Source organism: Salinivibrio sp. ML198 (assembly GCF_001996015.1).
GTDB classification, from domain to species: domain Bacteria; phylum Pseudomonadota; class Gammaproteobacteria; order Enterobacterales; family Vibrionaceae; genus Salinivibrio; species Salinivibrio siamensis.
Map to the genome: position 1 here is coordinate 70,711 of NZ_MUEZ01000007.1, position 12,556 is coordinate 83,266.

Annotated in this window: 15 protein-coding genes; 8 read left to right on the forward strand and 7 right to left on the reverse strand. The window is 53.2% G+C overall.

Features of this window, described 5'->3' with window-relative positions:
* Positions 1-34: 34 nt before the first annotated feature.
* Positions 35-277, reverse strand: coding sequence for a cell division protein ZapB (zapB, locus tag BZG25_RS06440; RefSeq protein ID WP_046074728.1), 243 nt, complete (start codon positions 275-277; stop codon positions 35-37).
* 291 nt (positions 278-568) lie between these two features.
* Here zapB and glpX point away from each other — a divergent pair, with 291 nt between their 5' ends.
* From glpX to BZG25_RS06460, 4 genes are all read left to right on the forward strand, one after another.
* Positions 569-1,576, forward strand: coding sequence for a class II fructose-bisphosphatase (gene glpX, locus BZG25_RS06445; RefSeq protein ID WP_077606868.1), 1,008 nt, complete (start codon positions 569-571; stop codon positions 1,574-1,576).
* A 119-nt stretch (positions 1,577-1,695) separates the two neighbouring features.
* Positions 1,696-2,316 carry a metalloregulator ArsR/SmtB family transcription factor gene (locus BZG25_RS06450; RefSeq protein WP_046074727.1) on the forward strand — a complete coding sequence of 207 codons (621 nt, stop codon included), beginning with the start codon at positions 1,696-1,698 and terminating at the stop codon, positions 2,314-2,316.
* 9 nt (positions 2,317-2,325) lie between these two features.
* Positions 2,326-3,069 (forward strand): ferredoxin--NADP reductase, encoded by a 744-nt coding sequence (locus BZG25_RS06455; protein ID WP_046074726.1) that lies wholly within the window; start codon positions 2,326-2,328, stop codon positions 3,067-3,069.
* A gap of 237 nt (positions 3,070-3,306) precedes the next feature.
* Entirely contained in the window at positions 3,307-3,660 is a 354-nt protein-coding gene (locus tag BZG25_RS06460; protein WP_077638706.1) for a DUF3135 domain-containing protein, read from the forward strand.
* Between the two features lie 2 nt (positions 3,661-3,662).
* Here the strand turns inward: BZG25_RS06460 and BZG25_RS06465 are convergent, their stop codons facing one another.
* A complete protein-coding gene (locus BZG25_RS06465; RefSeq protein WP_241828657.1) occupies positions 3,663-4,040 on the reverse strand; it encodes a 5-carboxymethyl-2-hydroxymuconate Delta-isomerase in 378 nt (125 codons plus the stop codon).
* A 249-nt stretch (positions 4,041-4,289) separates the two neighbouring features.
* Between BZG25_RS06465 and tpiA the strand changes: the two genes are divergently transcribed.
* Positions 4,290-5,057 (forward strand): triose-phosphate isomerase, encoded by a 768-nt coding sequence (gene tpiA, locus BZG25_RS06470; RefSeq protein ID WP_077638708.1) that lies wholly within the window; start codon positions 4,290-4,292, stop codon positions 5,055-5,057.
* Between the two features lie 50 nt (positions 5,058-5,107).
* Here the strand turns inward: tpiA and BZG25_RS06475 are convergent, their stop codons facing one another.
* From BZG25_RS06475 to BZG25_RS06485, 3 genes are all read right to left on the reverse strand, one after another.
* Entirely contained in the window at positions 5,108-5,572 is a 465-nt protein-coding gene (locus BZG25_RS06475; protein WP_077638709.1) for a tRNA (cytidine(34)-2'-O)-methyltransferase, read from the reverse strand.
* A 63-nt stretch (positions 5,573-5,635) separates the two neighbouring features.
* Positions 5,636-7,036: an envelope stress sensor histidine kinase CpxA gene (gene cpxA, locus BZG25_RS06480; protein ID WP_077638710.1), complete on the reverse strand. Its 1,401-nt coding sequence runs from the start codon at positions 7,034-7,036 to the stop codon at positions 5,636-5,638.
* Positions 7,024-7,719: a response regulator gene (locus BZG25_RS06485; RefSeq protein ID WP_077638711.1), complete on the reverse strand. Its 696-nt coding sequence runs from the start codon at positions 7,717-7,719 to the stop codon at positions 7,024-7,026. The genes cpxA and BZG25_RS06485 overlap by 13 nt, the downstream gene beginning before the upstream one ends.
* A 168-nt stretch (positions 7,720-7,887) precedes the next feature.
* Here BZG25_RS06485 and BZG25_RS06490 point away from each other — a divergent pair, with 168 nt between their 5' ends.
* The 3 genes from BZG25_RS06490 (at position 7,888) to pfkA (ending at position 10,454) form a co-directional block, all read left to right on the forward strand.
* Entirely contained in the window at positions 7,888-8,337 is a 450-nt protein-coding gene (locus BZG25_RS06490) for a Spy/CpxP family protein refolding chaperone (RefSeq protein WP_077638712.1), read from the forward strand.
* 77 nt (positions 8,338-8,414) lie between these two features.
* Entirely contained in the window at positions 8,415-9,305 is an 891-nt protein-coding gene (gene fieF, locus BZG25_RS06495; RefSeq protein WP_077638713.1) for a CDF family cation-efflux transporter FieF, read from the forward strand.
* Between the two features lie 186 nt (positions 9,306-9,491).
* Positions 9,492-10,454, forward strand: coding sequence for a 6-phosphofructokinase (gene pfkA / locus BZG25_RS06500; RefSeq protein ID WP_077638714.1), 963 nt, complete (start codon positions 9,492-9,494; stop codon positions 10,452-10,454).
* Positions 10,455-10,583: 129 nt separating this feature from the next.
* Here pfkA and cysE read toward each other — a convergent pair whose 3' ends face one another.
* Both cysE and gpsA read right to left on the reverse strand, forming a co-directional pair.
* On the reverse strand, positions 10,584-11,417 hold the full coding sequence (gene cysE, locus BZG25_RS06505; RefSeq protein WP_231637427.1) for a serine O-acetyltransferase: 834 nt from the start codon (positions 11,415-11,417) through the stop codon (positions 10,584-10,586).
* Between the two features lie 115 nt (positions 11,418-11,532).
* Positions 11,533-12,552 carry an NAD(P)H-dependent glycerol-3-phosphate dehydrogenase gene (gene gpsA, locus BZG25_RS06510; protein ID WP_077578239.1) on the reverse strand — a complete coding sequence of 340 codons (1,020 nt, stop codon included), beginning with the start codon at positions 12,550-12,552 and terminating at the stop codon, positions 11,533-11,535.
* Positions 12,553-12,556 lie beyond the last annotated feature (4 nt).

The following is a 12,556-nucleotide window of genomic DNA, read 5'->3' on the forward strand; positions in this document are numbered from 1 at the left end:
ATAGCAAAACAGAGCCAATTGGCTCTGTTTTTGTTTATTCGACGTTCTCAATCTTACCTAACAAGCTCCGGATGCGATCTTGCCATGCTTGCTGCTCGTCGCGCAGTTTGGCGTTTTCCTGCTCAAGCTGCTCACGGCGCTCTTTTTCCGCGACGGCATCTTGCTCGAGTGACCCGTTCTTTTCTTTGAGCTCTTCGATTTCCATTTGTAGCAGCGAAATGGTATCCACCGCCATTTGTACTTTAGCTTCGAGTTGTTCTAATACTTCCAATGACATCAAGGCCACCTTATTTCTGACGATTGATCCCGTTACTGCCTAATGTGCAGCAACCCGTGCAACTGAATGTGCACCCCGGCTTTATTGTACTCAGGTGATACCAGACTGCCACTGTTCTCGCTACCTGCCCGCGTACAAGTGCGCAAAAATGCAGCGCCTTTTGTCATCACCGTTTCAGATTCGGCAAAAACACCCGACCTGACCCAACGCAAACGTTTTCTCTTTCTGGTAGACTTGCGCGCAAATTGGGCTAAGGCCTGTCTTAATGTGGCTGACATTTCCGGAGTACTGATGAAACGTGATCTCGCATTGGCTTTCTCGCGTGTGACCGAAGGCGCAGCATTGGCTGGGTACAAATGGCTGGGACGAGGAGACAAGAACGCGGCCGATGGCGCGGCTGTTGAAGTAATGCGCACCTTACTTAACCTCACCGATATCGACGGTGAAATCGTGATAGGGGAAGGTGAAATCGATGATGCCCCGATGCTCTACATTGGCGAACACGTCGGGTTGGGTGGCGATGCGGTCGATATTGCCGTTGACCCGATAGAAGGCACACGAATGACGGCCATGGGGCAAGCCAACGCGCTCGCGGTGCTCGCCGCCGGCGAGAAAGGCAGCTTTTTGAAAGCCCCTGATATGTACATGGAAAAACTGGTTGTCGGCCCCGACGCCAAAGGCGCGATTGACCTCAGTAAACCTTTAATCGATAACCTTGAGCGCATTGCGGTGGCGCTGGATAAAACACTCGATACCTTGGTGGTCGCCACCTTGGCTAAACCACGCCATGATGAGATCATCGCCACCATGCAGGCGAAAGGGATCCGCGTCTTTGCGTTTCCCGATGGGGATGTGGCGGCCTCCATTCTGACCTGTATGCCTGAAAGTGAAGTGGATGTGATGGTTGGCATTGGCGGTGCGCCAGAAGGCGTGGTGTCCGCGGCCGTAATCCGGGCGCTGGGCGGCGATATGCAAGGGCGATTGCTACCACGCCACGACGTGAAAGGGGATACCCCAGACAACCGCTTGCTCGGTGAACAAGAAATGACACGATGCACGCAAATGGGGATTGCCGCTCATCAGGTGTTAACGCTATCGGACATGGCCAGCAGTGATAATGTGGTATTTGCGGCGACCGGGATCACTAAAGGCGATCTGCTCGATGGCATTACCCGACACGGGGATTTAGCCACCACTGAAACCTTGGTGGTACGCGGACAGTGCCGCACCATTCGTCGGATCCGCTCGACCCATTATTTAAGCCGCAAAGATGCGGCGATCAAACCGCACATCCTGTAACCTCAGTGGCCGTGAATACGGCCCTTGACTGGTCAAGCCCGTCGATTTCGATTACCCTTTTATAAATAGTTTACTTTATTTATTTGCGACGACACGATTGGGGTAATCGAAATCGAATCATGAAGTCCACTGACCGCATTCTACACACCATCAAACGCGAAGGCAGCGTAAGTGCGAAAGCCTTGGCTGATGAGCTTGGCATGACCACCATGGGCGTACGTCAACATTTGCAAAGCTTAGAGCGCGATGGCTTGGTCGACTTTGAGGATATCCGCGCCAAAGTGGGCAGACCTTCTCGTCATTGGTCCCTAACCGCCCATGGTCACCGCCGCTTTGCCGACAGCCACCATGATTTATCGATTACCCTTATCGATTCCGTGCAAGACGTGTTTGGCGAGCAAGGTGTTGCAAAAGTCATTGCTCAACGTGAAGCCGCCACCTTTGCCCAATATCAAGACGCGCTCAAAGATTGCGATAATTTAGAGGCTAAATTGCGAACCTTGGCGTATCTTAGAGAGAGCGAGGGATATATGGCCGAGCTTCATCAAGACGGCACCGACTATATACTGATTGAACATCACTGCCCTATCTGTCATGCAGCGAAGTCCTGTCCGGCATTATGCCGCTCAGAAATCCAGTTATTCCGCCACCTACTCGGTGAGGCCTACCGGGTCGAACGCGAAGAGCATATCGTCTCTGGACAGCGCCGCTGCACATATCGTATTGGAGAGAAGACGTGAGGAGGTAATATGGCCACTTGGATCAAGGCTGAGGTAGTGGAGAACCAACATTGGACAAAGGATCTCTTCAGCCTGGTGTTATCCGCCCCTGTCGAGCCGTTTAAGGCAGGCCAATTCACAAAACTCGGCATGGAGATCGATGGTAAGTTGATCCAGCGTGCCTACTCGTTCGTGAATCCTCCACAAAGTAAATACTTAGAAGTCTATGCCACGCGTGTCGCCGACGGGATAATGTCACCCCGCCTCCATGCACTCGAGCCAGGCGACAGCGTGATGATCACGCAAGATCCGGCCGGCTACTTTACCCTCGATGAAGTGCCACAAGGCCAACACCTTTGGATGTTTGCCACTGGGACGGCAATCGGCCCTTACATCTCACTGATGGAACAAGGCGATCTGTGGTCACGTTTTCGTAAAGTGATACTGGTGCATGCGGTACGCTTCGCCGCCGATTTAACCTACCAAGCACGCATTAACGCGCTGCAAGAGCAATACCCTGACCAACTAGTGGTGCAGCCATTTGTCAGTCGTGAGCCGACCGCGGGTGCGCTCTCTGGGCGTGTGACCCACGCACTAGAGGATGGGCTACTCGAACGGGTGGTTGGTCTGCCCCTCACGCCTGAACACAGCCAAGTGATGCTGTGTGGCAACCCCGCCATGGTCAAAGAAGTGAAAACACTCTTGGAAGGCAAAGGACTCAGCAAAAACCTGCGCCGTAAACCCGGCAACGTCACCACCGAGCACTATTGGTAAACGCGAGCCCTGCTTTGCTGACACGCATACGGTAAAGCAGGGCATTTTTATCGACGAGAATTAACCACAAAAACCAATTCAGATTCAGTCGATTGCCCCCGCCTCCGTCTGCATCTCCATTCAGGCCGTCAACATAGCCAGACATCGCTTATTTGATCCCCTCCAGCCCCCGGCTCATAGTTAAATTAACGCTTTGGTAACACGATCAGCGGATCGGCGGCGTGTAAGGAGTACGCGATGAAAACCCTACCCTCTTTCGATGAGTTAGCGGCACTGGCTGAGTCTGACCCTCGTGCGTTAGAAGAGCTGAGGCTAACAATGAGTGAAGATGTCATCGCCAATGCATCTTACGCCACCCAACCTCAGCTCCACGCGATGTTGAGCCATATCAACCGAATGATTGACCATGGCAAGAACCCTTTACACGTCAACGTGATGTTGTTTCAGGCTCTCACCCGCCAATACTCGCGCTTTGCCACTGCCTTTACGGCGCCGGAAGAGTTGCGCAGTCATCAAGCGGACATTATGGACTTTCGCGTCGGCCAAGCCGCCAGAAAAGCGACCGCCAATGCGCCCGAGCGTCCAAGCTAGCCTTACATCGCTTGCTTGTCGCCCACCCACTTACGGTAGCTGTTGGTGTCCATGTCGCGTACTTCTACCGTTAAACTGCTCACGTGACCGGCGTGCTCGCGTAGCGGTGTGGTGAGTGCGTCACTAATCGCCGCTTTTTGCGTGTCACTGCGTCCGGCAAGCAAACGAAACTCCACGTGGACAAATTCACTGCGGTCTGACTGAGCACCAACCCGCCACACACCACAAGGAACAGCACGTGATTTTAACGCCTCGGGGTCGAAGCTGCCGGTAGCAATCGCGGCACGATGAAGATCATCCACCAGTTGATCAATATTGACTCGCTCGGCCAGTGCGTCTGTGTATTCCATCACCAGATGGGGCATAAAACGTCCCTCCATTAAAAACGCCAATTCGCATAGTGCCGAAAGTCTTGCCTTACCACGAGCGCGACTGTCACAATTTTGCCGATGTCAGCCTGTCATTATGATGAAAATTTACTACCTTAAGGTTCCCTTTTCGGCCTAAAACGGGTAAAAACAAAAGCATTCTCGCCATTCTATGATTTTAAACAGAGAAGGCCGCGCTACAATAGACTACCTTCTTTACATCTTTTGACTTCAAATCAACTAAACCGCGGAGGAATTCCTATGCGCCGTCCATTGGTAATGGGTAACTGGAAACTCAATGGCAGCAAAGCCATGGTCACTGAACTGCTTAACGGCCTAAACGCTGAACTTAAAGGTGTTGAAGGCGTGGACGTTGCCGTCGCGCCACCAGTGATGTATTTGGCTCAAGCCGAGCAACTGCTGGCTGATAGTGCCATCAAACTCGGTGCGCAAAACGTCGACACACACAACAGCGGCGCATTCACCGGTGATATCTCTGCAGAGATGCTGAAAGACTTTGGTGCGACCCATATCATTATCGGCCACTCAGAGCGTCGTGAATATCATCAAGAGTCTGACGAATTTGTCGCGCAGAAGTTTGCTTTCTTAAAAGAAAACGGCCTAACGCCTGTGCTGTGTATCGGTGAGTCTGAAGCACAAAACGAAGCCGGCGAAACCCTCGCGGTATGCGCACGTCAGCTTGACGCTGTGATCCAATCACAAGGGGTTGAAGCCTTGAACGATGCCGTGATCGCCTACGAGCCAATCTGGGCAATCGGCACCGGTAAAGCGGCTACCGCACAGCAAGCGCAAGATATCCATGCGGCGATTCGCAAGCACATTGCATCTTACAGTGAAGACGTGGCGAGCAAAGTGGTTATTCAATACGGCGGCTCGGTGAAAGCAGGCAACGCGGCTGAGCTGTTTGCAATGCCAGACATCGACGGCGCGCTCGTTGGTGGTGCCGCACTTGACGCCGCTGGCTTTGCGGCGATTGCTAAAGCAGCGGCTGACGCGAAAAAAGCGTAAGCGACTGACGCTAAACGCCTAAAAAAACGTCCCCAGACTGGGGACGTTTTTTATTGTGCGCCGGCAAACCCTAATTGCCGCCACGCTTCATAGCCAATAATGGCCACGGCATTAGACAGATTAAGGCTACGCGCCTCTGGCTGCATGGGAATGCGTAACCGCTGCACGTCTGGTAATGCTTGGATCAACGCATCAGGCAAGCCGCGCGTTTCTGGCCCAAACAACAACACATCACCGTCCGCAAACGTCGCCTCCGTATGAAACTGGGTGGCTTTGGTGGTACACGCAAAAATACGACGCCCCGCCATCGCTTTTGCAAAGGCTGCGTAATCTTTATGCCGTGTTACGCGAGCAAGGTCGTGATAATCCAATCCCGCGCGACGGACTTTCTTCTCGTCAAGATCAAAGCCTAGCGGCTCAATCAGATGTAAGTGCGCGCCGCAATTAGCACACAGACGAATAATATTGCCCGTATTCGGTGCAATTTCAGGCTCATAGAGCGCAATATCAAACATGGCAGTGACCCGCAAAATCCAGCAAAGGCGGTATTGTCGCAACCGCTTGTGGATTGCGCAATATTAACTACATGGCCAATATAAACACACCGCCAGCCCACCTTGTGGGCGATTGGCCGCGTTAACCTGCCCACCGTGCTGTTGAATCGCTTGTGCGGTAATCGCCAGTCCAAGCCCTGAGCCTCCACTTTGGCGATCACGCGCGGCCGATACTCGGTAAAACGGGCGGAAAATGTCTTTTAACATCGTCTCTGGTACCCCAGGCCCATCATCTTCGACCACAATGCACAGTTGTGCCCCTTTTCGCTCAACCGTGATGCTAACCTGTTGGTCTGCATAGTGAATGGCGTTGCGTAATACGTTATCTAAGGCACTACGTGCCAGGCGCACATTGGCGGTCAGCATGGCATCGGGGATCCCATTGCTGGTCACTTGCTTACCTTGTTGACTGGCTTCAAACTGGGCATCTTCTATCACTGTTTGCCACAAGGCATCAGCACTGATTCTTTCTCGCTCTAGGTGGCCTTGGGATTGTAAGCGTGACAAAGTGAGTAACTCGCTGATCAACGCCTCAAGTTGGCTCGCTTCGCGCTCAATTCTCGCTAACGCCTCGCTATCGCCCAGCTCACGCGCAGCGAGGGCCCGCGCCATTTGCAAACGCGTGAGCGGCGAGCGTAATTCATGAGAAATATCTGAGACCAGCTGTTGTTGCCCCGTCACCATCTGATTAAGCGCTGTGACCATTTGGTTAAAACCCCGCCCTGCATCACGAAACTCCCTTGGACCTCGCTCAAGCTGAGGATCGGTCACCAATTCACCGTGCGCCACTCGTCGGCTGGCCGCCTGAAAACGTCTGGCCGGTCGCGTTAAGGTATACGCTAGCCACAACAGCAAAGGGGTGCTCACCAACATGGTTACCACCAGCAAGTGCTCTGGCTTTTCCAGTATTTTGAGGACAAAGGGTAGCCGAGGCTGCCAACGTCTGGCGTGGTAAAAACGGCCTGCTCCTTCAGGTGTCACAACTGGAAACGGCCCAGCGAGCATGGTCCCTCGGTAAAGCCGCTGCATGGGGGTAGCGGAGTCTGAAGTGCGTGACATAAAGTGGCGTAACTCGCGAGGAAGAGCGTCGAGTGGTGCGCTGTCAGGCACCCAGTAGAGCTTATAGGGTGTGCGACGGTGTCCATGATGTTGATTTTGCCGTGCAACCAACACGGAAAGCGGTATCTCCCGACCTTGCGCGACGGCCATCAGTTTCTCAATCTGACCTTGTATACGCGCTTTTTCTGGGGATGGGATCGCATGCAGGCTACGCGGGTCACCACGCTGAGCCCACATCACCGCGGCTAATACCACCAGCAAAGTAAGCCAGAAAATAATAAAAACCCGACCGTATAAGCTGCCGAGAAAAGGCACCCGCGCCCAACGCGCCCCGGATCGTTGTCGCCACGTCGCTAATCGACCCATAGGTACCCCTTACCTCTTAAGGTCTTGATTCTTGGCTTACCATCAAGGCGCTCTGGCAACTTCTTGCGTAAGTTGGAGATATGTACATCTACCGCTCTATCAAACGGCATTAAGCGCTTGCCCAGCACTTGTTCGCTGAGCAGGGCTTTACTCACCACTTCGCCAGGGTGTTGCAGTAGGCATGCCAACATTTCTGTTTCCATCCCCGTTAGATCCACCGGTGCGTCCTGGCATAGCGTTTCCAGCCGGCGTGGGTAGACCCGCACGTCATGATGCGCGAGGACAGGTTCCTCGTCCGATTGCGTCTGTTCGGCGCCATCTCCCTGCGTCCGGCGTAAAATCGCTCGCATTCGGGCAAGCAGTTCACGATCACTAAAGGGTTTAGCCAAATAGTCGTCCGCACCTAATTCTAACCCCATCACACGATCCACTTCCTCACCTCGCGCGGTTAGCATCAAAATCGCCACGTTGGAGGTCGCGCGTAGCTGGCGCAAGGTTTCCATCCCGTTGAGCACAGGCATCATCACATCCAGTAAAATAATATCGGGCGGTGACGCATTGGCCATCTCCAAACCCACTTGGCCGTTATCCGCGCAGCGCACCGAAAATCCCTCCAAGGACAGCAGTTCGCTTAGAAGGTCCGTTAACGCTGTGTCATCATCGATGATTAAAACCTGATACATGCTTTTACACTCACTCCCAAGGTGGCGTGTTTGTGACACCCAACAGGGTGTATTTCTATCATAGCGGCTCATACACATGCGTGACTTTACCCATCTTTACATCCCATAACGTCACTTTACATCCCAGCACGTAGGCTAACAGGGTAAACAATCCACTAAAGGAGAAAGATGATGAAACGCTTGACCATTGGCTTGGCACTTGCAGCAGTGACCCTTCCCACCTTGGCTGCTCCGCACTTTGGCGGTGGCATGGACCGCGGTATGTGGCGTGACCTGGACTTGACCGCTGAGCAAAAGACGCAGCTTGAAGCATTGCGAGACGATTACCGAGCCCAGCGCCAACAAGTACGAGGCGACTTCCATACCAACATGCATACACTGCTCACCCAAGAGACGTTTGATGAAGCAGCGGTGCGCGATCTCTTGGCGTCTCAGTCACAACCTAAGCTTGAGCGTCGTTTGGCTCACGCTCGTCACCAACACGCCATGTTGCAAGTACTGACACCTGAGCAACAAAGCGCCTTTTTTGATGCGATGATGGAAAAACGGGATCACCGCGGTCACCGTGGCAAAGGGGGGCATCACCAGTCGGGTCAAAAAGGTGACTGTTGGCGCTAAACCTGCGCCGTGTCATACGTTTGCCGTCAATGGCATATATACTTGAGGGCAGTGTTGATTAACCGACTGCCCTCTGTATGACAAAAAAGTATGCGTTTTGGGTCGAAGCCGCGGCGTGGGCAGCCACCTGTGTGGCGACCCTTCTCCTATTAGCCAAACTCATCGCTTGGTGGCTCACCGGCTCGGTCAGTGTGCTGGCCTCCTTTGTTGACTCATTGCTCGATTTGCTCGCCTCGCTCACCAATTTAGTCGTGGTGCGCTACGCAGTTCAGCCCGCGGACAGTGAACACAGTTTTGGTCATGGTAAAGCGGAATCATTGGCCGCCTTGGCGCAATCTACCTTCATTATTGGCTCCGCCTCATTCTTGCTGCTCAGCGGGCTCGAACGTTTGTTCAAGCCCGTACCGATTGCCGCTCCTGAACTTGGCATTATGGTCAGTGTCGGTGCCACCTTGATCACCTTTGGCTTGGTGCTGTTTCAAAAATGGGTGATCCGTAAAACCGCCAGCCCCGCCATCGCCGCTGATGCGCTTCATTACCAATCTGATTTATTGATGAACATTGCGATTATTATTGCGCTTGGCCTCAGCTGGTACGGCTGGGCGCAAGCCGATGCTTGGTTTGCGATTGCCATCAGCCTGTTTATTTTATCGCAAGCACTTAAAATGGCTTACGAGGCCATCCAATCACTGCTCGACAGGCAGCTACCGCTTGAAGAACAAGAAAAAATAGCGGTGCTCTCGAGCTCAGTGGTAGGGGTGCACGGCATTCATCAATTGCGCACTCGGCAGGCGGGCATGACAAAGTTTATCCAATTACACATAGAGCTGGATGACGAGCTACCCTTAGTGGATGCACATACTATCGCCGATGAAGTGGAAGATAGATTGCTCGTCGCGTTTCCCGGGGCGGATGTGATCATCCATCAAGACCCGAAATCCGTGGTGCCAAAGGGGGCAAAAGCGTGAGGGACGGCATGAACAAAAGCTCATCGGGCTGACATGTATCAACTTTTTTTCTATAGCAATTGTAATACTATTACAGAAGTAGGAAAATTACAGTTTAAGCGATCGTCATTGCGGGTTCACTGGGGCAAGCAGGTTGCCATTACCGCAATCGGCACGAAATAAGTGACGAACAGTTAGAGGGTAACCATGGTTAGAAAAATTGGTGTTTTGACCAGTGGCGGTGATGCGCCAGGTATGAACGCAGCGATTCGCGGTGTGGTTCGCAGCGCGCTCAGCGAAGGCTTAGAAGTATATGGTATTTATGATGGTTTTCTCGGCCTGCATCAAAACCGCATTGAGCGCCTCAATCGCACAAGCGTTTCTGACGTGATTAACCGCGGCGGCACCTTCCTAGGCTCAGCGCGTTTTCCTGAATTTGCCGACGAAAAAGTGCGTGAGCAAGCGATTCAGAACCTGAAAATGCACGGCATCGACGCCTTGGTCGTGATCGGTGGTGATGGCTCCTTTATGGGAGCGAAAAAGCTCACCGAAATGGGCTACCCCTGCATCGGCTTACCTGGCACCATCGACAACGACGTCGCCGGTACGGATTATACCATCGGCTACATGACGGCGATGAACACAGTGATTGATGCGATTGACCGCCTGCGCGACACCTCATCTTCTCACCAGCGTATCTCAATTGTTGAGGTGATGGGACGCCATTGCGGCGATCTGACCCTGATGGCATCGATTGCCGGTGGCTGTGAATACATCATCACCCCAGAGATCGGCTTGGATAAAGACAAGCTCCTCGCCAAGGTTAAAGAAGGCATCTACAAAGGTAAGAAACACGCGATTATCGCAATTACTGAGCTGATGACCGACGCGAATGAACTCGCGAAGTTCATCGAGACCGAAACCGGCCGCGAAACACGCGCGACCATTCTTGGCCATATTCAACGTGGCGGCCAACCCGGTGCCTTTGACCGCATTCTTGCCTCGCGCATGGGCGCTTACGCCGTTGACCTTCTGCAACAAGGTGAAGGTGGCCGTTGTGTCGGTATTCAGAATGACAAAATGGTGCATCATGACATCGTTGACGCGATTGAAAACATGAAGCGCCCATTCCGCGACGACCTATATGAAGTCGCCGAAAAGCTGTTCTAAATAGCGACATCATGATTTATGCATAACAAAACGGAGCCTGACGGCTCCGTTTTTTATTCTGAGATGGCTTGGATGAGGCCCACCCTTATGCAAGCCGCGCTTATGCAAGCCGCGCTTATGCAAGCCGCGCTATATCCCATCTCCCGAGATAAACGTCTTGTGCGAGCCATTAAATTCTTGATCCATATCCAGCGACGGCATGTGCGAGCTGGGCCGACCCACAATCTTGGCCGGTACGCCAGCCACCGTGGTGTGAGGCGGTACGGGGTTAAGCACCACAGAGCAGGAGCCAATTTTCGCCCCCTCTCCAATATCAATATTACCCAGAATTTTCGCCCCGGCACCGATCATCACGCCCGTACGGATCTTCGGATGGCGGTCGCCGCCCTCTTTGCCGGTGCCGCCCAAGGTGACATCTTGGAGAATAGACACATTGTCTTCAATGACTGCGGTTTCACCGATAACAATACCCGTGGCGTGGTCAAACATAATGCCACGACCAATACAGGCCGCTGGGTGAACATCCACTTGGCTGGTCACCGAAATTTGGTTTTGTAAGTAGGTGGCCAACTCTTTTCGTCCTTGACGCCATAGCCAGTTAGCGACCCGAAAGCCTTGCAACGCATGAAAGCCTTTCAGGTATAAAAGTGGCGTTGAATACAATTCGACAGCCGGATCGCGCTCAACGGTGGCACAGATATCACACGCGGCGGATTCCGCCACGCAAGCATCGTTGGCATAGACTTCTTCTATCACTTCTCGCACCGCCATTGAGGGCATCGAGGGCGTGGAAAGCTTGTTGGCGAGGATATAACTCAATGCGCTGGCTAAATTGTCGTGCTTAATAATGGTGGCGTGGTAAAAACTCGCCAACATCGGCTCACGCTCTGAATGCTCGCGCGCTTCTTTTTTCACTGCTTGCCAGACACGATCTTGTTGGCATTGTTTTTTAGCCTGATTCACTGCCTTCATCCTTATCCCAAATGATCTACCACTCAGGCGACAACACCGCCCCACGCCAGTGTATAAAAAAAACGCGCGGTTCTCACCCCGCGCGTTACTCTGTTCGTCTTTGCTGTTATTCGGACTTTTTGTCTCGTGCCAGCAAATCTCGCGCAGCATGATGGGCCAGTTTGCCTTGATAGAGCACTTGATAAATCTGCTCCACAATAGGCATCTCGACGCCCGCGCGCTGGGCCAGTGCCCATACTTCTTTGGTGTTGCGATACCCCTCGACCACTTGGCCGATGTTATCTTGGGCACCTTGTACGTCCTCACCCTGGCCTAACGCTAGGCCAAAGCGACGGTTGCGCGACTGGTTATCGGTGCACGTGAGCACCAAATCGCCTAATCCCGCCATCCCCATAAAGGTATCTCGAGAGGCGCCCAGCGCTTCACCCAGCCGGGTCATTTCAGCAAGCCCTCGGGTAATCAATGCCGTTCGTGCGTTTGCGCCAAAGCCAATACCATCGGAAATCCCAGCACCAATCGCAATCACGTTTTTCACCGCGCCGCCAAGCTGCATACCAATGAAGTCATGGTTTCCATAGACGCGAAAGCTGTGTTGGCAATGAATGGTCTCTTGTAAATCACTCACGAACTCTGCGTCGGGCGAGGCCACCGAAATCGCGGTAGGCATGCCCGCGGCAAGCTCTTTAGCAAACGTAGGCCCCGATAACACCGCGAGCGGTATATCGTCGCTCAATTGTTCACGTGCCACGTCTTGCAATAGACGACCGGTTTCCGGCTCTAGGCCTTTAGTCGCCCAACACACACGAGAGTCGGCCCGTAAGTGAGGGCGCACTTGGCTCAGTACATCACCAAATACATGGCTGGGGACGACCACAAGCAAATCGCGACTGGCATTGACCGCAACAGATAGATCCGCACAGAGCACTAATGAGTCTGGAAACGCCACATCGGGAAGAAACGCTTGGTTGGCGCGATCAATTTCCAGCTGTGCGATATGACTCGGATCGTGCCCCCATAACACCACGTTGGCGCCATTTCTGGCCAACGAGATTGCTAGCGCCGTCCCGTAAGAGCCGGCGCCCAGTACCGTAATGGCCGCATCTTGAGTAGGAGCAAGATCTGTCATCATC

Excerpts from the sequence above, each read along its gene's own strand:
- zapB (WP_046074728.1), bottom strand. The coding sequence starts at position 277 with ATGTCATTGGAAGTATTAGAACAACTCGAAGCTAAAGTACAAATGGCG.
- glpX (WP_077606868.1), top strand. The coding sequence starts at position 569 with ATGAAACGTGATCTCGCATTGGCTTTCTCGCGTGTGACCGAAGGCGCA.
- BZG25_RS06450 (WP_046074727.1), top strand. The coding sequence starts at position 1,696 with ATGAAGTCCACTGACCGCATTCTACACACCATCAAACGCGAAGGCAGC.
- BZG25_RS06455 (WP_046074726.1), top strand. The coding sequence starts at position 2,326 with ATGGCCACTTGGATCAAGGCTGAGGTAGTGGAGAACCAACATTGGACA.
- BZG25_RS06460 (WP_077638706.1), top strand. The coding sequence starts at position 3,307 with ATGAAAACCCTACCCTCTTTCGATGAGTTAGCGGCACTGGCTGAGTCT.
- BZG25_RS06465 (WP_241828657.1), bottom strand. The coding sequence starts at position 4,040 with ATGGAGGGACGTTTTATGCCCCATCTGGTGATGGAATACACAGACGCA.
- tpiA (WP_077638708.1), top strand. The coding sequence starts at position 4,290 with ATGCGCCGTCCATTGGTAATGGGTAACTGGAAACTCAATGGCAGCAAA.
- BZG25_RS06475 (WP_077638709.1), bottom strand. The coding sequence starts at position 5,572 with ATGTTTGATATTGCGCTCTATGAGCCTGAAATTGCACCGAATACGGGC.
- cpxA (WP_077638710.1), bottom strand. The coding sequence starts at position 7,036 with ATGGGTCGATTAGCGACGTGGCGACAACGATCCGGGGCGCGTTGGGCG.
- BZG25_RS06485 (WP_077638711.1), bottom strand. The coding sequence starts at position 7,719 with ATGTATCAGGTTTTAATCATCGATGATGACACAGCGTTAACGGACCTT.
- BZG25_RS06490 (WP_077638712.1), top strand. The coding sequence starts at position 7,888 with ATGATGAAACGCTTGACCATTGGCTTGGCACTTGCAGCAGTGACCCTT.
- fieF (WP_077638713.1), top strand. The coding sequence starts at position 8,415 with ATGACAAAAAAGTATGCGTTTTGGGTCGAAGCCGCGGCGTGGGCAGCC.
- pfkA (WP_077638714.1), top strand. The coding sequence starts at position 9,492 with ATGGTTAGAAAAATTGGTGTTTTGACCAGTGGCGGTGATGCGCCAGGT.
- gpsA (WP_077578239.1), bottom strand. The coding sequence starts at position 12,552 with ATGACAGATCTTGCTCCTACTCAAGATGCGGCCATTACGGTACTGGGC.